This window comes from Paraburkholderia sediminicola, from assembly GCF_902859805.1.
Taxonomy (GTDB): domain Bacteria; phylum Pseudomonadota; class Gammaproteobacteria; order Burkholderiales; family Burkholderiaceae; genus Paraburkholderia; species Paraburkholderia sediminicola.
In genome coordinates this window covers 1,666,849-1,688,320 of sequence record NZ_CADIKC010000001.1, presented here as the reverse complement: position 1 = coordinate 1,688,320, position 21,472 = coordinate 1,666,849, and the positions used below count along the sequence as shown (strand labels likewise).

The window sequence follows — 21,472 nt, the reverse complement described above, 5'->3', positions numbered from 1 at the left end:
CTGTTATCGGGCAGTCGCGACGCTATCGAGCGCCTCGCGCACTTCGGCAATGAAGCGCGTAAGCGTCTCGGCGGCGGCTTCGGGCGCCGCTTGTTCGAGCAATTGCACGATACGGCTGCCGATCACGACGGCATCGGAAACTTCCGCCACCGAACGCGCCGTCTGCGCATCACGGATGCCGAAACCGACGCCCACCGGCAGGGGTACGCGCGACTTGATGGCCGGGATTTTACTCGCGATGCTGGAAACGTCCAGATTTGCCGCGCCGGTCACGCCTTTCAGCGACACATAATAGACGTAACCGCTGGCGATTTTGCCGACTTCCGCGATGCGCTCATCCGTGGAGGTGGGCGCGAGCAAAAAGATCGGATCGATGCCAGAAGATCGCATCTGTTCAGCGAAGTTGACACATTCTTCCGGCGGGTAGTCGACAACCAGCACGCCGTCCACACCGGCTTCTTTCGCCGCCTTGGCAAACGCGTCGGTGCCCATGCGTTCAATCGGATTGGCGTAGCCCATCAGCACCACCGGCGTCTTGTCGTCGGTTTCGCGGAAGCGCTTCACGTCGGCCAGCACGTGGCGCAGCGACACGCCATGCGCCAGCGCGCGTTCGGACGATTGCTGGATCACCGGGCCATCGGCCATCGGGTCGGAAAACGGCACGCCGAGTTCGATCACATCGGCGCCGCCGGCGGCGAGCGCGTGCATGAACTCGACCGTGCGCGCCGGATCCGGGTCGCCAGCGGTCATGAACGGAATCAGGCCTTTCTTACCCTGGGCGGACAACGCGGCAAACGTGTTCTTGATACGGGACATGGAATATTCTCGGATTTTTAAGCTACTGCGCGCTCATTGCGCCTCGGTTTGCCGCTCGGCTTTGGCCGCACTCTTGCGGGTTTTGCGAGCAGCAGTGGGCGCCGACGCGGCCGCGCTAACGCGTTCGCGCGCTATCGCGCAGTAACTTTCATTGATCTCATAGCCGACGAATTCGCGCTGCTGCCGGGCGCAAGCGACTGCGGTGGTGCCGCTGCCCATGAACGGGTCGAGCACGCGCCCGCCCTTCGGACAACTTGCCAGCACCATCCGCTCGACAATTTCCAGAGGCTTCTGGGTCGGATGATCGACGCGTTCGGCGTGTTGCCGATGCAGCCGCGATACCGACCAGACATCCTTCGGATTATAGCCAAGCTCCAGCCACTTGCTGCCTTCGAACAATTTACGCGAACGCGCCTTCTTCGTGACGGCATCGTACGGGATGCGGACGGGATCGAGATCGAAAAAATAATCTTTCGACACCGCGAAAAAGCCGATGTTGTCATGCACCGAGGTAAAACGGCGCACGGTTCCGCCCATGCTCGGCACACGCCGGTCCCAGATGATTTCGTTGATCATCGTGAGTTTTGTCTTCAGAAAGCTGAAGATTTCCGGCGCGTACTGCCACGTGCAGAAGATATACAGCGAACCCGACGGCTTGAGTTTCGGAATAGCCAGCTCAAGCCAGCCACGCGTCCAGCTGAGGAAGTCCTCGCCTGAGCGCATGTCGGAGTCGTTGCCATAATCCTTGCCGAGCCCATAAGGCGGATCGCACAGGATCAGGTCGATCGACCCGTCGGGGATGTTCGCTACATCGGTCAGAAAATCGCGGTTCAACAGCCGGATGCCGGCGGGCACCTGCGGCAAAAGCAGTGCAGGTGCCTCGACCGCCACCACTTCGGCGGCCGGGCTGGTTTCAAGCGCCGGTTGCGGCTCGTCGAACTCGTCGCGCATCGTCGCGGCGCTCAGAACTGAATGCCCGATCGCTCAGCGACCGTATGCATGTCCTTGTCGCCCCGGCCCGACAGATTGACCAGAAGGACCTTGTCCTTCGGCAACGTCGGCGCGAGTTTCGAGGCATAGGCCAGCGCATGACTGGATTCCAGCGCAGGAATAATGCCTTCGATGCGACAGCAATCGTGGAACGCCTTGAGCGCTTCTTCGTCGGTGATGCTGACATATTGCGCGCGATTGCTGTCTTTTAGCCACGCATGCTCAGGACCCACGCCCGGGTAGTCCAGGCCAGCCGAGATCGAATGGGTTTCGATGATCTGACCGTTTTCGTCTTGCAGGAGATACGTGCGGTTACCGTGCAGCACACCCGGAGTGCCGGCGATCAGCGAAGCTGCGTGCCGGCCGGTTTCGATCCCGTCGCCGGCTGGCTCGACACCGATCAGTTGCACCGAAGCGTCCTCAATGTACGGGTAAAAGATACCCATCGCATTCGAACCGCCGCCAACGCACGCAATCACAGCGTCCGGCTGGCGACCCACCAGTTCGGGCATCTGCACCTTGCACTCGTCGCCGATCACGCGCTGGAAATCGCGCACCATCATTGGATACGGATGCGGTCCCGCCACCGTGCCGATGATGTAGAACGTATTTTCGACGTTGGTGACCCAGTCGCGCATCGCTTCGTTGAGCGCGTCTTTCAACGTGCGCGAGCCGGACGTCACAGGCACGACGGTCGCGCCGAGCAGCTTCATCCGGTAGACGTTGGCCGCCTGGCGGCGCACGTCTTCTTCACCCATGTAGACCACGCATTCCATGCCGAAGCGCGCCGCGATAGTCGCGGTCGCCACGCCGTGCTGGCCCGCGCCGGTTTCCGCGATCACGCGCGGCTTGCCCATGCGCTTTGCGAGCAGCGCCTGGCCGATCACGTTATTGATCTTGTGAGCGCCGGTGTGATTCAGGTCTTCACGTTTGAGGAAAACCTGCGCGCCGCCGAGCATTTCGCTCCAGCGCTGCGCGTGATAAATGGGGGACGGACGACCCACGAAATGCTTCAGTTCGCGCTCGTATTCGGCGACGAATTCCGGGTCTTTTTGAAATTTCTCATACGCGGCACGCAGCTCGTCGAGTGCGTGAACCAGCGTTTCGGCGACAAACACGCCGCCATACGGGCCGAAATGGCCTCTTTCGTCAGGCAAGTTATACATGGTGATCACTCTTCTCAGTGTGGCGCACGGCTTTCATATGAGAAAACCGCGCCGCCTGAATCATTCAGCGTCCGCTGCGCGCACTGCGCGTACGAACGCCGCCATCCGGGCGTGATCTTTCACGCCCTTGGCGCCCGGCACTTCGATGCCGCTCGAGACATCGACCGCGTACGGGCGCACGCGATGGATCGCATCACTGACGTTTTGCGCGTTCAACCCACCACTCAAAACGGCCCGACGCGCGAGCTCTGCTGGAATAAGTGACCAATCGAAAACCTTCCCGCCGCCGCCATAGCCTTCGACATGGGTGTCGAACAGAAGGCCGCTGGCTGCTGAATAGTTAAGCGCTGATTTTACCAAATCTGCGGGTTGAGTATCCGCCGCGACTCGCAAGGCGCGCAACCAAGGCAAACCCGCAACGCTGGCGAGGGATTCGCACTGCTCCGCGGTTTCGTCACCGTGGAACTGCAGCAGCGTCAGCCCGACATTGCTGGCGACTTCGCGAATCCAGTCCGGCGTTGCGTTCACGAACAAGCCGACTACCGATACGAACGGCGGCACGTCATGCACCAGCTCGACGGCTTGCGCGACACTCACCGAACGCGGGCTCGGCGGATAGAACACGAGGCCGATCGCGTCGGCGCCGAGGTCGATCGCCAGCGACACGTCTTCCGGCTTCGACAGGCCGCACAGCTTGATACGCGTGCGATGCGGCGCGGCATGCTGCTGCACGCCGGCGTTTGCTTCGGTTGCCAGATTTTCAGTTGATTTCATGTTTGTGCTTGCTCGGTCCATACCGTACTCCACGGCACGCTGCCGGTCTGCGGTGCGGGCACGGCGAAATGCTCAGGATAGCCCACCTGCGCCAGGTACAGGCCGTCAGGCATGAAGGTCGGCGCGGCACAATCGCGATCGCGGCTGGCGAGCACCTCGACCATCCATTCGGCCGGATGGCGTCCCCGGCCGATATCGACGAGGCAGCCCATCAGGTTACGCACCATGTGATGCAGGAATGCGTTCGCCCGAAAACGGAAATGAACGAAGTCGCCCTGTTGCCGAATGTCGATCTGATACAGATGTTTGACCGGCGTTTTCGCCTGGCATTGCGACGAACGGAACGCCGAAAAATCGTGCTCGCCGATCAGATGGGCCGTTGCCGTCCGCATGGCGTCGACGTCGAGCGGCGTGTAGACCCAGCCGGCCCGCGTGTCCTGCATTGGCGAACGGAATGGATGAACGTACAGGACGTAGTAATAGGTCCGTTCGAATGCCGAAAAACGTGCGTGGAATTCGTCGGGCATCGGCTTGGCCCATTGCACGGCGATCGTCTTCGGCAGGAAGGCGTTGGTGCCGCGAATCCACGAAAAGTCCGTGCGATCGAGTTCGGTGTCGAAATGCACGACCTGGCCGAGGCCGTGCACGCCGGTATCCGTGCGCCCAGCCACAACGGTTTGCACAGGCGTTTGCGCGAACTCGCGCAACGCCCGTTCGAGCTCGTCCTGCACAGTCTTGCCGTGCGGCTGCGACTGCCAGCCGCAGAATGCCGAGCCGTCGTACTGAACGCCTAACGCAATACGCTTCACGACAAAGGCGCGAGCGTCGAGAGCAGCGCGCGAGCCTCGGTGCGCGTGGCCGGATCGTTCGCTTCGATCACTTCGTTGATGAGCGTGCGCGCGCCGGACAGATCGCCGAGGTCGATATATTCGGCGGCCAGATCGAGCTTGTTGCGGGCGATGCGGCTTAGATCCGCCCGCGTGAAGACCGGCAACGGCTGAGCTGGGCTCGGCGGCAACTCCAGGTCGAAATCGAGCTTCAGCGCGCCGAAGCCGGCCGCGCCCAGGCCCGCGACGGCTGCATGGCCTGCGGTGCCGGCGGCGATTTCGTCGGCGACATGCGGGAAGTCGTCCGGATCGTGCGGCGCTACGCTTTGTTGTGCCGTGGTTTCCGGGGATGCAACCGGCGGTGTCGCCAGCGATCCGGGTACGCTCACCGCTGCGTCGTCGGTCGATTCGACGCGAGGCGGCAATGGCATGTTCAGACTGCTGAATGCATCGAGGGCATCGCGCGGGAACTCGGTCGGCACGGATAGCGCGGGCTGAACTGGCGCGACCGGTGCTACCGGTTCGAAATTCGGTGCGCCATCGGGCGTCGCGGGTTGGGCGTGCTGATATGACGGCGGTTGCAGCTCGTTAAACGGTTGATGCGTCGGTTCGACGTGGGCCGCGTCCTGTTGGGCGTGGGGTACTGCCGGCACCGAAGTATCGAGCGCCGACGTCTCGCCGTGCGGCTGACCGAACGGCGAAGTCGTATGCGGTTCGGCCTGCTGCCGCGTGAAATCGATGACCGGCGGCGGGGTGTCCTGATGACTCCACGACTCTGCAAGCGGCTCATTCGTCGGCCCTGCCAACGGTGTGGCCGGCACGCTCGATGCCGGTTCGTCGTCCCATTGCAGGCGGTGCGGAGGCACCTCTTGCTGGAAGCTCTCGTCGACCGGTTCAAGCGGTGTCAGCGGCAATGCTTCTGCACCGAGCTCCGCGGCGGCTGCGAGGCTTGCAGCCGTGGTCGCCCCGTCAAGGTTTTCGTGATGGGCCGAGGGAAGAGGTTCGGTTGTAGAACCGCTTTGGCCGATCGATTCGGTGTCCTGGGCCAGCTGCGTAGCTTCGAACGGCGCGGGCGTCGGGTGAATTTCCTGCGATGCGTGTTGGAACGCGTCGTGGTCTTGTGCGGGCAAGCCTGTATGACGCTGGTTGGCAGCGGCTTCATGTTCTGCCGCGATGCGTTGTGCCGCGTCGTGATCTTCTGCCGCACGCTCAGCCGCGGCTTGGTCGGCCTGCGCGCGTTCGGCTTCGGCGCGCTCAGCAGCAGCCTGTGACGCAGCTGCGCGTTCGGCTTCTGCCTTTTCCTCCGCAGCACGTTCCGCTTCTGCACGTTCCGCCGCCTGGCGCTCTGCAGTTTCTCGCTCTGCTGCCCCATGCACCGCCGCTTCCCGCGCCGCCGCCGCGCGAATTTCCGCTTCGCGCTCTGCCGCCACGCGTTCCGCCACTTCTCGCGCTGACGCTTCATCCCCAGCGCTCTCGTGGTCAGTCGGCGCGAACGCCGCCGTATGCCCTGCTGCCGCTTCGCCGCTTACGTCCGACGCTTCTTCGCGCGTCGAATCATCCTGCGACGCAGCCGCTCGCGCTGAAGCCGCCGCTGCGTCCTCCGCTAGCGAGCCGCCTGTCGTGGCAACAGCGGTGCGCTTACGTCGACTCAGGCGCAGCGCAGCCAGCAACACGACCAACGCCGCGCCAATCGCCGCCGCGATGCTCAAATTCGTCTGCGAGATACCGGTGTCAGTCGACGTGGAAATCGGCGCGCTGCCATGACCGGAAACGGCCGCCGCGGACGAAACGCCGGCGGCCGGTTGCGCACCGTTTGCAGCAGGCGAGACCGGCGCAGCCGGCGTACCACCGATGCCATGTTTCTGCAGTTCCATCAGCACGCGGTTTTTCAGCGCAAGCAGCTGCTGCAAGCTGGAGACTTGCGCACGCGGTTGCGATGCCGGTTGTGCGGTGGCCGTCGCTGCTGCTGAAGCAGCCGCCGACGTCCCTTCGGCAGTTTCGCTGGCCGAGGGCTGGATCGCGCCCGACCAGACGTGTGCGCCGCTGGCCGGCACGGCCTGCGACCCTGCTACGGGGGCCGCACCGGCCGCTACCGAGCTACCCGGCGTCGCCGGACTTGCTTCAGCCGTCGAGCTGGCCGTCCCTGAAACCGCAGGCATGGCAGCCTGAGCCGCAGCGCTTGCCGCGCTCGCTGCAGCGGCGTTGACCTGCGCCACGGCGCTCGCGGCGCCGACAGCAGCACCAGCCGCCGCCGCATTGGGCGCGGAAGCCGGCGCAGCCGTAGCAGCCGATGGCGCAGCAGACGCAGACCCCGCAACCGGCGCAGAAGCCGCCGGAGCGCCGGTCGCATCCAGTGCCGGGACCGTCAACAGCGCGCCGACGCGCATCCGGCTCGGATCATGACTCATGAAGGCATTCGGATTCGCCTCGAACAGCGCGCGCGAAGCGCGTGCGAGCGTCCCTTTGTCGTGCGATTGCGTGACGGCAATCGCCACGTCGTTCAGCGACTGCCCGGGCCGCACCGTATATTGGCTCCCGGCGGCGTAAGAAGCGGAAGCGCCCTCGGGCGCGCTCGCGGCGTCGCCCGGCGCTGCCACCGCGCTACCCACGCCGGCGCCCGCCAGCGCGAACGCCAAAGCGGCCACGGCCGTCAGCCGGCCCATACCTTGATGCATAGACATAGCCCGAAGGGAAGAGAGTCGAAGGTTCATCGGGACTCCAGGCGCGTCAGCGCGCAGCCCTTTTTTGCGGTTGAAAAGAGACAAGATAATCGGAGCACACAATGAAAAAAGCGCCGCGCAAGCGCGACGCTTTTTGAGTTTTCTTCGCGTCGTGAGCGCGTAGTTTACTTTACTTGTCGAGCACAATGCGAAGCATGCGACGCAGCGGTTCTGCCGCGCCCCACAGCAGCTGATCGCCGACCGTGAAGGCCGACAGATATTCGCCGCCCATCGCCAGTTTGCGCACACGGCCGACCGGCACCGTCAGCGTACCCGTCACCACGGCCGGGCACAGATCGCGCATCGAAGCTTCGCGCTCGTTCGGCACAACCTTGACCCAGTCGTTGCCCGACGCGAGGATGCTGTTCACTTCGTCCAGCGGCACGTCCTTGTTCAGCTTGATGGTCAGCGCTTGCGAGTGGCAGCGCATTGCGCCAATCCGCACGCAGAGGCCATCTACCGGGATCGAACCCGGCGTGCCCATTGCCGGCTTGCCCAGGATCTTGTTGGTTTCCGCGCCGCCCTTCCACTCTTCCTTCGACATGCCGTTGCCGAGATCCTTGTCGATCCACGGAATCAGCGAGCCCGCGAGCGGCACACCGAAGTTGTCGGTCGGCATGCGATCGCTGTTCATTGCGCTCAGCACACGGCGGTCGATGTCGAGAATCGCCGACGACGGATCCGCCAGGTCTTCCTTGGCCGCGCCGTACAGCGTGCCCATTTGCTGCAGCAGTTCGCGCATGTTTTGCGCGCCCGCGCCCGAAGCGGCCTGATACGTCATGGCCGTCATCCAGTCGACGAGGTTTTCGCGGAACAGGCCGCCCAGCGCCATCAGCATCAGGCTGACTGTGCAATTGCCGCCGATGAAATTCTTCTGGCCCTTGACCAGCGCGTTCTTGATCACGTCGAGGTTGACCGGATCGAGAATGATGACCGCATCATCCTTCATGCGCAGCGACGAAGCCGCGTCGATCCAGTAGCCGTTCCAGCCCGCTGCGCGCAGCTTCGGGAACACCTCATTCGTGTAATCGCCGCCCTGGCAGGAGATGATCGCTTCGCACTTCTTCAGGTCGTCGATGCTTGTCGCATCTTTGAGCTTGGTCTCGTTTTTGGCGAACGACGGCGCGTTGCCGCCCGCGTTGCTGGTGCTGAAAAACACCGGTTCGATCAAGTCGAAATCGCCTTCCTGCTGCATACGTTGCATCAGGACGCTGCCGACCATACCGCGCCAACCTACGAGACCTACGTTCATGACTTCATACCCTTCGAATGGAAACTTCCCCGCATCTTTGCCCGCAGTGACCGCGCGGGGAAGATGAGCGGGCACGACGGACGATCAGCGTTTCGTGATCGTTTTCGGGGTAATCGTTTTGGTGGTGGTAATGGCGAACTCGACCACACGGGCTGTTTTGCCGTGCAGTTTGGAAATCGAGGAGATTTGAGCTGTGTGCGCCATCGCTACAATATACACGAAAACCGGAATCTGACGACGTCGTCGAACGCCGCTATCGCCCGTATTACGCGCGAATCAGCCTGTTTCGAGGCCAATTCGCGCTTTAAAGGCCGTTTGACGACCTAACTGTCACCGTTACCACTTGCTGTTTCAACGAGCTTTACAGCGCAGCAACCACTGCGTCGCCCATCGCCACGGTGCCGACCTGCTTGCAACCCGGCGTCAGGATATCGCCCGTGCGAAGGCCCTGTTCCAGCACCTTCTTCACCGCGCCTTCGATACGATCCGCCTGCTCCGCCTTGTTCAGCGAATAACGCAGCATCATTGCGGCCGACAGAATCGTGGCCAGCGGATTCGCCACGCCCTTACCGGCGATATCCGGCGCGGAACCGTGCGACGGCTCGTACAAGCCCTTGTTGTTCTTGTCGAGCGAGGCAGACGGCAGCATACCGATCGAGCCCGTCAGCATCGCGGCTTCATCCGACAGAATGTCGCCGAACATGTTGCCGGTCACAACCACGTCGAACGCCTTAGGCGCCTTCACCAACTGCATCGCCGCGTTATCGACGTACATATGCGACAACTCGACGTCCGCGTATTCCTTCGACACGTCGATCATCACGTCGCGCCAGAACTGCGAGGTTTCGAGCACGTTGGCCTTGTCCACGCTCGTCAGTTTCTTCTGACGTTTTTGCGCTGCCTGAAACGCGACGTGCGCAATACGGCGCACTTCGGGTTCCGAATAACGCATCGTGTCAAAGCCTTCCTTTGCGCCTTCGAACAGTCCATCCGGCGATGAACGCACGCCGCGCGGCGCGCCGAAGTAAATGTCGCCGTTCAGTTCGCGCACGATCAGAATGTCGAGACCCGAAACGATCTCTTCCTTCAACGACGAAGCGCCCGTGAGTTGCGGATAGCAGATCGCCGGACGGAAGTTCGCGAACAGTTGCAGATGCTTGCGCAGACCGAGAATCGCCTGCTCCGGGCGCAGCGCGCGTTCGAGTGAGTCGTATTTCCAGTCGCCAACGGCGCCGAACAGGATCGCATCGGCTTCTTTCGCCAGCGCCAGCGTCGAATCGGGCAGCGGATGGCCCTTCGCTTCGTAACCCGCGCCGCCAACCGGCGCTTCTTCGAGTTCGAACTTTTCGCCGAGTACGTTCAGTACCTTGACGGCTTCCTTGACGATTTCGGGACCGATGCCGTCGCCCGGCAAGACTGCGATCTTCATGCGAGTTTCCTTGATGATTTTCTTCGAGACTTTTCTAAGCGTGAATCAGCGAGCCACCGGGCTCTCGGGCCTATCAGGCCTTACCCGACGATGCGGTGATTCAGCCACGGCTGCTTCGCGATCCGCTCGGCTTCGAACTGGCGAATCTTGTCAGCGTGACGCAGCGTGAGGCCGATATCGTCGAAGCCATTCAGCAGACAGTACTTGCGGAAGCCCGCGACTTCGAACGGATACGCGGCTGCGCCATCCGTTGTGCGTACGACTTGCGCGTCCAGGTCGATGGTCAACTGGAAGCCATTGAATGCGTACGTTTCGTTGAACAGGTGGTCGACTTGCTGTTCGGTCAGCACGATCGGCAGAAGGCCGTTCTTGAAGCAGTTGTTGTAGAAGATATCAGCGAAGCTCGACGCAATGATCGCGCGGAAACCATATTGCTGCAGCGCCCACGGCGCGTGCTCACGCGAGCTGCCGCAACCGAAGTTCTTGCGCGCCAATAGCACCGAAGCGCCCTGATAGCGCGGCTGATTCAGCACGAAATCGGGATTCAGCGGACGCTTCGAATTATCCTGACCCGGCTCGCCGTGGTCCAGGTAGCGCCATTCGTCGAACGCGTTCGGGCCGAAGCCCGTGCGCTTGATCGACTTCAGGAACTGCTTCGGAATGATCGCGTCCGTGTCGACGTTCTCGCGATCGAGCGGCGCCACGACGCCGGTGTGTACGATGAATTTATCCATGACGCTTGCGCCTGTTTCAAGACCGGGCGATGCGCGTGACGGCCGGAAAGCCGCCCGGCGCATCGCCGGCAAAAATCAAAAACCGCTTATTTGTCAGCGTGATTGCTGATCGAATTGCCGAGGTGCGACATGTCCTCGCCAAATCCGTGCACCGTGTTGCAGCCGGCCAGACCGAGCAATAGCCCAGCCAACGTACCAAGTGCGAAACGCCGCAAAAGAGTGGTGCGATTCATGTTCTTCATCATGCGTGTTTATCCAAGCTTGCGAATATCGACGAAATGCCCTTCGATAGCCGCTGCGGCAGCCATCGCGGGGCTCACGAGGTGGGTACGGCCACCGGCGCCCTGACGACCTTCGAAATTACGATTCGACGTGGACGCGCAACGCTCGCCCGGATCCAACCGGTCGGCGTTCATGGCGAGACACATCGAGCAACCGGGCTCACGCCATTCGAAACCGGCATCCGTAAAGACCTTGTCGAGGCCTTCGCGTTCCGCCTGCGCCTTTACCAGACCCGAACCCGGCACGACCATGGCCAGACGGATGTTCGGCGCGACGCGGCGGCCGAGCTTCTTCACGACGTATGCGGCAGCGCGAATGTCTTCAATGCGCGCGTTGGTGCACGACCCGATGAAGATTTTATCCGGCTTGATGGATTCGATCGGCGCATTCGGTTCGAGCGCCATGTACTTCAGCGCGCGCTCCATTGCATCGCGCTTGACCGGATCCTTTTCGCGCTCCGGATCCGGCACGCGGCCGTCCACGGCGGTGACCATTTCCGGCGACGTGCCCCACGTGACTTGCGGCACGATTTCGGCAGCGTTCAGTTCGACCACTCGATCGAACTGCGCGCCTTCGTCCGACTTGAACTGCTTCCAGTACTCGACCGCGTGATCCCATTCGACGCCTGCCGGCGAGAACGGACGGCCCTTCAGATATTCGATGGTGGTGTCGTCCACAGCGACCATGCCGGCGCGCGCGCCTGCTTCGATCGCCATGTTGCAGACCGTCATACGGCCTTCCATGGACAGCGCGCGAATCGTCGAACCGCCGAATTCGATCGCATAGCCCGTGCCGCCTGCCGTGCCGATCTTGCCGATGATCGCGAGCACGATGTCTTTCGCGGTACAACCGCGCGGCAACGGACCTTCGACCTTCACCAGCATGTTCTTGCTCTTCTTCTGCAAGAGCGTTTGCGTGGCCAGCACGTGTTCGACTTCCGAGGTGCCGATGCCGTGCGCCAGCGCGCCGAACGCGCCGTGCGTGGACGTGTGCGAGTCGCCGCAGACAATGGTCATGCCCGGCAGCGTAGCGCCTTGCTCCGGCCCGATGATGTGCACGATGCCCTGACGGAGATCGTTCATCTTGAACTGCGTGATGCCATAGGCGTCGCAGTTCGTGTCGAGCGTGTCGACTTGCAGCTTGGAGACCGGATCGGCGATGCCGTGGCTGCGATCCGTGGTGGGGACGTTGTGGTCCGACACTGCCAGATTCGCGCTGATACGCCACACCGGACGCTCAGCCAGCTTCAGGCCTTCGAACGCCTGAGGGCTGGTGACTTCGTGCAGCAGGTGACGGTCGATATAGAGAATCGTCGTACCGTCTTCTTCCGTGTGGACCACGTGTGTGTTCCACAATTTGTCGTAGAGAGTCTGTGCCATGGTATGCGGGGTAGTAATGACTGCGGGCTGACTGTGTCGGTCGATTATGCCACGCAGAACCCCGCTTAGGGCCCATGAATCATGCAAAAAACCGATAAAAAACAGGGAGTTGGGTGGTAGTGACGATACCTGTATGGGTGTTACCCGGCAAGGGATTGCACGGCGTGCGCGATGCAACGTCAGCCACGCTCAGGTGCTTCCGCGATCTGGCGTTTCATGCACCAGGAGGCGCAGCCACGCGCGCACTCGGCCTCAGCGATTGAAATCGAACCCCATTTGCGACACGCAGTTGCACGCAGTCAAAAGAAAACGCCCCAACGGTCAACCCGTTGGGGCGTTTTTCATTCATCCGGTCTCACGCATTTCACGGCCCTTTGGGCGATGAAACGCGCGGCAAGACTACCGCTTAGCGTTGCGCAATCGGCTTCGCTTCACGTTGCGTATCGCCGATGAACAGCTGACGCGGACGGCCAATCTTCTGTTCCGGATCGGCGATCATTTCGTTCCACTGTGCAATCCAGCCGACCGTACGCGCCATCGCGAAGATACACGTGAACATCGACGTCGGGATGCCGAGCGCGCGCTGAACGATACCCGAGTAGAAGTCGACGTTCGGGTACAGCTTGCGCGACACGAAGTATTCGTCTTCCAGCGCGATCTTTTCCAGCGCCATGGCCAGCTTGAACAGCGGGTCGTCGTGCAGGCCCAGCTCTTCCAGCACTTCGTGGCAGGTTTCGCGCATCAGCTTGGCACGCGGATCGTAGTTCTTGTAGACGCGGTGACCGAAGCCCATCAGCTTCACGCCCGAGTTCTTGTCCTTCACCTGCTTGATGAACTCAGGAATGTTGTCGACCGAGCCAATTTCTTCCAGCATATTCAGTGCGGCTTCGTTCGCACCGCCGTGCGCCGGGCCCCACAGACAAGCGATACCCGCTGCGATACATGCGAACGGGTTAGCGCCCGACGAACCCGCCAGACGAACCGTCGAGGTCGACGCATTCTGTTCGTGGTCAGCGTGCAGGATCAGGATACGGTCCAGTGCGCGCACCAGCACGTCGTTGACCTTGTACTCTTCGCACGGGTTCGAGAACATCATATGCATGAAGTTCGCGCTGTACGACAGGTCGTTCTTCGGGTACGCAAACGGCTGACCGATGCTGTACTTGTACGCCATCGCGACGAGCGTAGGCAGCTTCGCGATCATGCGAATGGCCGACACTTCACGGTGACGCGGATTGTTGATGTCGAGCGAGTCGTGATAGAACGCCGACAGCGCGCCGACTGCAGCGACCAGAATCGCCATCGGGTGCGCGTCGCGACGGAAGCCACGGAAGAAGAAGTGCATTTGCTCATGCACCATCGTGTGCTTCGTGACGGTGTTCACGAACTCGTCTTTCTGCTGCGCGTTCGGCAGTTCGCCCTTCAGCAGCAGATAGCAGGTTTCGAGGAAGTCGGCATTTTGCGCGAGGTTGTCGATCGGGTAGCCGCGATACAGCAGCTCGCCCTTGTCGCCGTCGATGTAGGTGATCGCCGAATTGCACGCCGCCGTCGACATAAAGCCCGGGTCGTACGTGAACTTGCCGGTCTGGCCGTACAGTTTGCGGATGTCGATCACGTCCGGGCCGAGAGTGCCCTTGTAAATCGGCATTTCAACGCTCGGCGAATTGTCGCTGAACGATAGCGTGGCTTTAACATCTGACGGGGTCATAGCACATCCTCAATCGAAGTATGGAAACAGGGTTTCGATAATTTGCACGCCTGGGAACAACGGACAAGCGGCGCTCAAGACGTTAGCGGTGCTCAAGCATTCCGCAACAGCTCCAGCACCCGGATCACATCCGGGTCGGCAAGTTCGCCTTCCGGTTCCTTGCGAACGAGCAGCAAGTCCATCAGGTCGTTATCGCTCAGCTCGAGCAGGCGCGTAAGAGCGCCTACATCGGCATCGCTGAGGTCATGCTCATATCGGCTGAAAAAACGTTCAAAGATCAGATCGTTTTCCAGCAGGCCCCGCCGCGCACGCCAGCGAAGGCGCGCGCGGCGGAGAGGGTCGGACTGATGCGATGTTTCGTTCATCCTAGACTGCGCGGCGAACCATCAATTCCTTGATCTTGCCAATCGCCTTGGTCGGGTTCAAACCCTTCGGGCAGACGTCGACGCAATTCATGATGGTATGGCAACGGAACAAACGGTACGGATCTTCCAGGTTGTCGAGGCGCTCACCCGTCGCTTCGTCGCGGCTATCCGCGATGAAACGATAGGCTTGCAACAGGCCAGCCGGGCCGACGAACTTGTCCGGATTCCACCAGAAGCTCGGGCACGACGTGGAGCAGCTAGCGCACAGAATACATTCGTACAGACCGTCAAGCTCGTCGCGCTCTTCCGGCGACTGCAGACGTTCCTTTTCCGGCGGCGGCGTATCGTTGATCAGGTACGGCTTGATCGAATGATACTGGTTGAAGAACTGCGTGAAATCGCAGATCAGGTCGCGCACGACGGGCAAGCCCGGCAGCGGACGCAGCACGATCTTCTGCGGCAGGTCATTCATGTTCTGCAAGCAGGCCAGACCATTCTTGCCGTTGATGTTCATCGCGTCCGAACCGCACACGCCTTCGCGGCACGAACGGCGGAACGACAAGGTTTCGTCCATCGCTTTCAGCTTGAGCAGCGCGTCGAGCAGCATGCGTTCGTGCGAGTCGATTTCGATCTCGTACGTTTGCATGCGCGGCGCTGCGTCCTTGTCCGGATCGTAGCGGTAAATTTCAAATGTACGCTTGGCCATTTCTGAATTCCTTTGACTTGTGCCTTAGAAGGTACGCGCTTTCGGCGGCACCGATTCGACGGTCAGCGGTTGCATCTGAACCGGCTTGTAGTCGAGGCGATCGCCTTCGCTGAACCACAGCGTATGGCGCAGCCAGTTTTCGTCGTCGCGATGTTCGAAGTCGTTTTGCGCGTGCGCACCGCGGCTTTCCTTGCGGGCATCGGCGGAAACCATCGTGGCACGGGCCACTTCGATCAGGTTCTCCACTTCCAGCGCTTCGATACGCGCCGTGTTGAACACCTTCGACTTGTCTTTCAGATAGATGTTGTCGACACGGTCAGCCACTTCGCGAATCCGCTCGACACCTTCGGCCAGCAGCTTCGATGTACGGAACACGCCGGCGTGCGCCTGCATCGTGGAACGGATGTCGGCCGCGACGGTTTGCGAGTATTCGCCCGACGTGGACTTGTCCAGCTTGTTCAGACGCGCCAGCGAGAAGTCGCCTGCGTCGGCCGGCAGCGGCTTGTGTTCCTTGATGTCCTTCACGTGCTTGACGATGTGGTTGCCGGCCGCGCGGCCGAACACCACCAGGTCGAGCAGCGAGTTCGTGCCGAGACGGTTTGCACCGTGCACCGACACGCACGAGCATTCGCCTACTGCGTAGAAACCGTTGACGACTTCCTTGTGATCACGCGACGTGCCAACGACCTGGCCGTTGATGTTCGTCGGGATGCCACCCATCTGATAGTGGATGGTCGGCACAACCGGAATCGGCTCTTTAATACAGTCGACGTTCGCGAACTTCATCGCGATTTCGCGGATCGACGGCAGACGCTTCATGATCGTCTCAGCGCCGATGTGCGACAGGTCGAGCAGCACGTGATCCTTGTTCGGACCCACGCCACGGCCTTCCTTGATTTCCTGGTCCATCGAACGCGAAACGAAGTCGCGCGGCGCCAGATCCTTCAGCGTCGGCGCGTAGCGTTCCATGAAACGCTCGCCGTTCGAGTTACGCAGAATGCCGCCTTCACCGCGCACGCCTTCGGTAATCAGCACGCCCGCGCCGGCCACGCCGGTGGGGTGGAATTGCCAGAATTCCATGTCTTGCAGTGCGATACCCGAACGCGCAGCCATGCCCAGGCCGTCACCGGTGTTGATGAACGCGTTCGTAGATGCTGCGAAGATCCGGCCCGCGCCGCCCGTAGCGAACAGCGTGGTCTTGCCTTCGAGGATATAAACGTCGCCGGTTTCCATTTCCAGCGCGGTCACGCCGAGCACGTCGCCGTCGGCGTCGCGGATCAGATCCAGCGCCATCCATTCGACGAAGAACTGCGTCTTGGCAGCCACGTTTTGCTGGTACAGCGTATGCAGCAGTGCATGACCGGTACGGTCAGCGGCCGCGCAAGCGCGTTGCACCGGCTTTTCGCCGTAGTTGGCGGTGTGACCGCCGAACGGGCGTTGATAAATCGTGCCGTCAGCGTTGCGGTCGAACGGCATGCCGAAGTGTTCGAGCTCGTACACGGCGTTCGGTGCTTCACGGCACATGAACTCGATCGCGTCCTGGTCGCCGAGCCAGTCGGAACCCTTGATCGTGTCGTAGAAGTGGTAGTGCCAATTGTCTTCGCTCATGTTGCCGAGCGAGGCGCCGATGCCGCCTTGGGCAGCGACCGTGTGCGAACGTGTCGGGAACACCTTGGACAGCACGCAAACCGACAGACCGGCGCGCGCGAGTTGCAGCGAAGCGCGCATCCCCGAGCCGCCTGCGCCGACGATAACCACGTCAAACTTGCGACGCGGCAGAGAATTCTTGATTGCAGCCATTCTTTTACACTCTCCAGAGAATCTGCGCAGCGTAGCCCGCACATGCGAGCAGCCAGACGATCGTCAGCGCTTGAAGAAACAGGCGCGTGCCAACGGGCTTCACATAGTCCATCCAGATGTCGCGGATACCAACCCACGCGTGATAGAACAGCGACAGCAGCGTGACAAACGTGGCGAGCTTCATCCATTGCGTTGCAAAGATCGAGGCCCAGCCGTCATACGAGAAATCGCGCGCGCCGAAGAACCATGCGAGCAGGATCACCGTGTACACGGCCATGATGCAGGCGGTAATGCGCTGGGCGAGCCAGTCGCGCAGGCCGTAATGTGCGCCGACGACGAGACGCTTCGGACCGATTCGGTTATTAGCTGCCATTTTTTTAGAATGCTCCGAAGAGTTTGAGCGCGAAAGCAATCGTCAGAAGCGACGAAACGACCAGCACCACGATGGAGGTTTGCTTGCCCTTCTCTTTGGTCGTGAGGCCGTGGCTCGTATCCATGAACAGGTGACGAACACCGGCGCAGAAGTGGAACAGGAAGGCCCACGCGAGAACGAGCGTGATGAGCTTGACGATGATGTTGGAGAGGAAGCCCTTGAAGACTTCGAAACTGAGTTCGGAAGTCAGGCTCTGATCAAAGAGGTACAGCAGGAACGGAAGAAAAACAAAAAGCAGACCACCGCTCAAGCGGTGCAAGATCGACACTCGCCCCGCTAGCGGTAGACGGTATGCCGTCAAAATCTGCCCGATACCGATGTTCCGGAATTCCGGCCTCGGTTTTTTTACGGCTTCAGCCATGCTAGACCCCTACTATGTAGTCACACTAATCCGCAATTTTAGCGCCTTTTTATATCGCGCTGCAGCGAAAACCACTCCCGGTCCGTTACAGCGTGCGCGATAAAGGCACCTTCAAACAGGCGTGCGTGTGGGACGCAACGCCCTTTTTCGTCCCGATTCAACTCAGATCGTTCTGATAGTAATACCCGGTTGTGACATACCAACCACGGCGCACCTCAACCGGCCGGTCTCCATATGTATAGGAGACGCGTTCGACCGAAAGCAGCGGAAAACCCGCCGGCACATGCAGCAGATCGGCGACCGCCGGATCAGCCGCGACCGCCCGGATCTTCTCCGTTGCGCGGATCATGCGTGTGCCGAATTCCGTCTCGAACATTGCGTAGAGGGGACCTTTATACTCCGACAGCCGCTCGAGCGTGAGCCCGCGAAACACCGCGCCGGGCAACCAGATTTCGTCGAGTACGGTGACTTCACCGTCGAACTGCAGCAAGCGCTTGATCAACACCACCGGATCGGCGGGTTTCAGATCGAGTTGCCGGGCGATGTCCGCCGAAGCGCGCAAACGCCGACATTCAAGCAGGCGGCTGACGTGCGGGTGTTCCGCGCCGTCATCGGCCAGTAATCTGAGGAAGCGAAACTGGGCACGGTCTTCATTGTGCGTTGCAACAAACGTACCCTTGCCCTGGCGGCGCACCAGCAGGTTGTCGGCGGCAAGCTCGTCGATCGCTTTGCGCACGGTTCCCTGACTGACCTTGAATCTGGCCGCCAATTCGACTTCACTAGGAATGATCTCGCCAGGTTTCCATTCGCCGGTTTCGAGGCTCTGCGTAATCAAGCCCTTGATCTGCTGATACAAGGGGCTGAAAGTGGGCGACGTAGCGGGCGTGGCAGCGGATACACCCTCGCCCGTGGCCCCATGGCCGTTCGGATTCGCGGTGTTCGCCTGGTTCGAAGTCATCCGCGCATTTCATCATAAAGGGCCGGGCCGCGTCTAGGGTTTTCCCCGCAACAGATATGTCTTATATAAGACATAAGATAATGTTGACTTTGTGTCTGACGGCTCCTACACTCCTTGTCGAGCAAGGGTTTGCGGGTTTTTCGGCGGCTGTTTTGCACGATGCAATACAGCGCCGCAGCGCACCGGCAGCCACTCTGCGCCATGCTGTTCCCACGCAGTCCAGGTTTCGATTCGCCGCCATTCGTTGGTCAGACGCTTGCCGAAACGCGCTGTTTGCAGGAGCCCGCATCGTGCAGCGGCTACCCGGCGCCAACATGCCCCGCTCCCCGCTAGTAGTACAGGTTTCCGGCATGGCGGTCTTGCCGCAGCGCGCCGCACAGCCTCGGCACATTCCGAGGCCGTACGCGAACAGTGAATTCCGCCGTGTTTCACAACGCTTCGCTGAACGCGCATATAGAATGGCGTTTTCCCTAGCGTCTAACGCATCGTCCTGGAGATTTCTCAATGGCTAAGCCCGCAAAGCGCGTTGCCGTCACCGGCGCCGCAGGTCAAATCGCTTACTCCCTACTGTTCCGCATCGCCAATGGCGATCTGCTCGGTAAGGACCAGCCGGTTATCCTGCAACTGCTCGACCTGCCGCAAGCGCAAGGCGCCGTCAAAGGCGTCGTGATGGAACTGGATGATTGCGCATTCCCGCTGCTGTCGGGCGTCGTGATCACTGACGACCCGAAGGTTGCATTCAAGGATGCAGACGTGGCCCTGCTGGTCGGCGCACGTCCGCGTTCGAAAGGCATGGAGCGTAAAGACCTGCTGTCGGCAAACGCCGAAATCTTCACGGTTCAGGGCAAGGCGCTGAACGAAGTCGCGAGCCGCGACGTGAAGGTGCTGGTGGTCGGCAACCCGGCCAACACCAACGCTTACATCGCCATGAAGTCGGCGCCGGATCTGCCGAAGAAGAACTTCACCGCCATGCTGCGTCTGGACCACAACCGTGCACTGTCGCAACTGGCTGCCAAGTCGGGCAAGCCGGTCGCTTCGATCGAGAAGCTGGCTGTGTGGGGCAACCACTCGCCGACCATGTACCCGGACTTCCGCGTTGCAACGGCTGAAGGTCAAGACCTGACCAAGCTGATCAACGACGAAGAATGGAACCGCAACACGTTCATCCCGACCGTCGGCAAGCGCGGCGCAGCGATTATCGAAGCGCGCGGCCTGTCGTCGGCAGCGTCGGCAGCCAACGCTGCAATCGACCACGTGCGTGACTGGGTGCTCGGCACGAACGGCAAGTGGGTCACCATGGGTATCCCGTCGGACGGTTCGTACGGCATTCCGGAAGACATCATCTACGGTGTGCCGGTTACCTGCGAAAACGGCGAGTACAAGCGCGTTGAAGGTCTGGCAATCGACGCGTTCTCGCGCGAAAAGATGGACGGCACGCTGAACGAGCTGCTCGAAGAGCGCGAAGGCGTTCAACATCTGCTCGGCTAAGCGCCTGATGCAGACGAACCGGAACTCCGAAGCATTACAGCGGCGGGTTCCGGTTTTTTACGTGCGAATGCAGGTACGTCCTACGAAATTGCGGTTCACTTCGCAATTTGTCGTGCCAGTATTCGCCTCTGATTCGAACGCGCTTTGCGTCATGGCTGGCTGATCGCCGAGCAGAGCGCGTCCGAATCCGATTTACCCACCCGACCACCCAGAATCCTGACGCCGAAGATGCGCGCCCTCACCCCCGCCGAAGTGCTGTTTGACGGCGAAGTGCCGCCCGCTGTGCTGCCTGCCTGCGATCACTACGCCGGCAGCGAGAAGCTGATGCTGAAATCACTGGCATTGCAGCAGCAACTCGGCCCGGTGTTCGACATCACGCTCGATTGCGAAGACGGCGCGCAGGTGGGCCGGGAAGCAGAACACGCGGAGCTGGTCGCGTCGCTGCTGGGCAGCGAGCATGACCGCTTCGGCCGTGTCGGCGTACGGATTCACGACTTCGACCACGCGCACTGGCGTGACGACGTCCGTCTCATTCTGCGCGCTGCAAAGCGCGCGCCTGCTTACATCACCCTGCCGAAGATCCGCAACGTTCCCGATGCCGCCGAAATGGTCGCGTTCATCGAGGCTACGCGGCGTGAACTCGGCATCGCGCAGCCGGTGCCGGTGCAATTGCTGGTCGAAACGCACGGCGCGTTGACACGCGTGTTCGATCTGGCCGCACTGCCTGGTGTGGAAGCGCTGAGCTTCGGTCTGATGGACTTCGTTTCCGCGCACGACGGCGCGATTCCCGATACCGCCATGCGCTCGCCCGGTCAGTTCGATCATCCGCTGGTACGGCGCGCGAAACTCGAGATTTCGGCGGCGTGCCATGCGTACGGCAAGGTGCCGTCGCATAACGTCAGCACCGAAGTGCGCGACATGAGCGTGGTTGCAAACGACGCCGCCCGTGCCCGCAACGAGTGTGGCTACACGCGCATGTGGAGTATCCATCCGGCGCAGATCGAAGCGATCGTCGCTGCATTTGCTCCGCGCGACGAAGAAATCGTCACTGCTACCGAAATTCTGCTGGCTGCGCAATCGGCGCAATGGGGGCCGACGCGCTATCACGACACGCTGCACGACCGGGCGAGCTATCGCTATTACTGGTCGGTGCTGCGTCGCGCGCAATCCACGGGTCGCGCCGTCCCGCAAGACGCCGCGCCGCTCTTCACGAAAGTGGGCGCTAACGGGCAAGCCGCATGATGAGCACGATGGCCGATGCAGCAGCCGGCATGGCAGCGACGG

The 21,472-nt window shown here is 61.2% G+C and carries 20 protein-coding genes; 2 read left to right on the top strand and 18 right to left on the bottom strand.

Annotated features, from left to right (window positions below):
• Positions 1-3: 3 nt before the first annotated feature.
• The 18 genes from trpA to R8871_RS07420 all read right to left on the bottom strand — a co-directional run bounded on the left by trpA (position 4) and on the right by R8871_RS07420 (position 18,700).
• Positions 4-816, bottom strand: a complete 813-nt coding sequence (trpA, locus tag R8871_RS07505; protein ID WP_175049733.1) for a tryptophan synthase subunit alpha — start codon at positions 814-816, stop codon at positions 4-6.
• A 33-nt stretch (positions 817-849) separates the two neighbouring features.
• Positions 850-1,767 carry a DNA-methyltransferase gene (locus tag R8871_RS07500; protein ID WP_175049732.1) on the bottom strand — a complete coding sequence of 306 codons (918 nt, stop codon included), beginning with the start codon at positions 1,765-1,767 and terminating at the stop codon, positions 850-852.
• 11 nt (positions 1,768-1,778) lie between these two features.
• Positions 1,779-2,972 (bottom strand): tryptophan synthase subunit beta, encoded by a 1,194-nt coding sequence (trpB, locus tag R8871_RS07495; protein WP_175049731.1) that lies wholly within the window; start codon positions 2,970-2,972, stop codon positions 1,779-1,781.
• Positions 2,973-3,032: 60 nt separating this feature from the next.
• Complete coding sequence (locus R8871_RS07490; protein WP_175049730.1) at positions 3,033-3,746, bottom strand: phosphoribosylanthranilate isomerase; 714 nt, start codon at positions 3,744-3,746, stop codon at positions 3,033-3,035.
• Complete coding sequence (truA, locus tag R8871_RS07485; RefSeq protein WP_175049729.1) at positions 3,743-4,555, bottom strand: tRNA pseudouridine(38-40) synthase TruA; 813 nt, start codon at positions 4,553-4,555, stop codon at positions 3,743-3,745. The genes R8871_RS07490 and truA overlap by 4 nt, the downstream gene beginning before the upstream one ends.
• Positions 4,552-7,254 carry a FimV/HubP family polar landmark protein gene (locus R8871_RS07480; protein ID WP_407673126.1) on the bottom strand — a complete coding sequence of 901 codons (2,703 nt, stop codon included), beginning with the start codon at positions 7,252-7,254 and terminating at the stop codon, positions 4,552-4,554. Before R8871_RS07480 ends, truA begins: the two co-directional genes overlap by 4 nt.
• A gap of 169 nt (positions 7,255-7,423) precedes the next feature.
• Positions 7,424-8,545 (bottom strand): aspartate-semialdehyde dehydrogenase, encoded by a 1,122-nt coding sequence (gene asd, locus R8871_RS07475; protein ID WP_175049727.1) that lies wholly within the window; start codon positions 8,543-8,545, stop codon positions 7,424-7,426.
• Between the two features lie 361 nt (positions 8,546-8,906).
• The gene (gene leuB / locus R8871_RS07470; RefSeq protein WP_175049726.1) at positions 8,907-9,974 is read right to left on the bottom strand and encodes a 3-isopropylmalate dehydrogenase; all 1,068 of its coding nucleotides are present in this window, start codon (positions 9,972-9,974) and stop codon (positions 8,907-8,909) included.
• Positions 9,975-10,054: 80 nt separating this feature from the next.
• A complete protein-coding gene (gene leuD / locus R8871_RS07465; protein ID WP_175049725.1) occupies positions 10,055-10,708 on the bottom strand; it encodes a 3-isopropylmalate dehydratase small subunit in 654 nt (217 codons plus the stop codon).
• An 86-nt stretch (positions 10,709-10,794) separates the two neighbouring features.
• A complete protein-coding gene (locus R8871_RS07460; protein ID WP_028196115.1) occupies positions 10,795-10,953 on the bottom strand; it encodes an entericidin A/B family lipoprotein in 159 nt (52 codons plus the stop codon).
• A gap of 6 nt (positions 10,954-10,959) precedes the next feature.
• Complete coding sequence (gene leuC / locus R8871_RS07455; RefSeq protein ID WP_154557951.1) at positions 10,960-12,369, bottom strand: 3-isopropylmalate dehydratase large subunit; 1,410 nt, start codon at positions 12,367-12,369, stop codon at positions 10,960-10,962.
• Between the two features lie 406 nt (positions 12,370-12,775).
• Positions 12,776-14,077, bottom strand: a complete 1,302-nt coding sequence (gene gltA, locus R8871_RS07450) for a citrate synthase (RefSeq protein WP_028196113.1) — start codon at positions 14,075-14,077, stop codon at positions 12,776-12,778.
• 92 nt (positions 14,078-14,169) lie between these two features.
• Positions 14,170-14,442 (bottom strand): FAD assembly factor SdhE, encoded by a 273-nt coding sequence (locus R8871_RS07445; protein WP_097397112.1) that lies wholly within the window; start codon positions 14,440-14,442, stop codon positions 14,170-14,172.
• 1 nt (position 14,443) lies between these two features.
• A complete protein-coding gene (locus R8871_RS07440) occupies positions 14,444-15,148 on the bottom strand; it encodes a succinate dehydrogenase iron-sulfur subunit (RefSeq protein WP_054034792.1) in 705 nt (234 codons plus the stop codon).
• 24 nt (positions 15,149-15,172) lie between these two features.
• On the bottom strand, positions 15,173-16,948 hold the full coding sequence (gene sdhA, locus R8871_RS07435; RefSeq protein ID WP_175049724.1) for a succinate dehydrogenase flavoprotein subunit: 1,776 nt from the start codon (positions 16,946-16,948) through the stop codon (positions 15,173-15,175).
• Between the two features lie 4 nt (positions 16,949-16,952).
• Positions 16,953-17,321 (bottom strand): succinate dehydrogenase, hydrophobic membrane anchor protein, encoded by a 369-nt coding sequence (sdhD, locus tag R8871_RS07430; protein ID WP_054034791.1) that lies wholly within the window; start codon positions 17,319-17,321, stop codon positions 16,953-16,955.
• Positions 17,322-17,325: 4 nt separating this feature from the next.
• Positions 17,326-17,742, bottom strand: coding sequence for a succinate dehydrogenase, cytochrome b556 subunit (gene sdhC / locus R8871_RS07425; protein WP_054034790.1), 417 nt, complete (start codon positions 17,740-17,742; stop codon positions 17,326-17,328).
• 157 nt (positions 17,743-17,899) lie between these two features.
• Entirely contained in the window at positions 17,900-18,700 is an 801-nt protein-coding gene (locus R8871_RS07420; RefSeq protein WP_054034789.1) for a GntR family transcriptional regulator, read from the bottom strand.
• Positions 18,701-19,204: 504 nt separating this feature from the next.
• On the opposite strand from R8871_RS07420, the gene R8871_RS07415 reads away from it, so the two are divergent.
• Together R8871_RS07415 and R8871_RS07410 are read left to right on the top strand one after the other, a co-directional pair.
• A complete protein-coding gene (locus R8871_RS07415; RefSeq protein WP_074289036.1) occupies positions 19,205-20,188 on the top strand; it encodes a malate dehydrogenase in 984 nt (327 codons plus the stop codon).
• 228 nt (positions 20,189-20,416) lie between these two features.
• A complete protein-coding gene (locus tag R8871_RS07410; RefSeq protein ID WP_175049723.1) occupies positions 20,417-21,430 on the top strand; it encodes an HpcH/HpaI aldolase/citrate lyase family protein in 1,014 nt (337 codons plus the stop codon).
• The last annotated feature ends 42 nt before the right edge of the window (positions 21,431-21,472 follow it).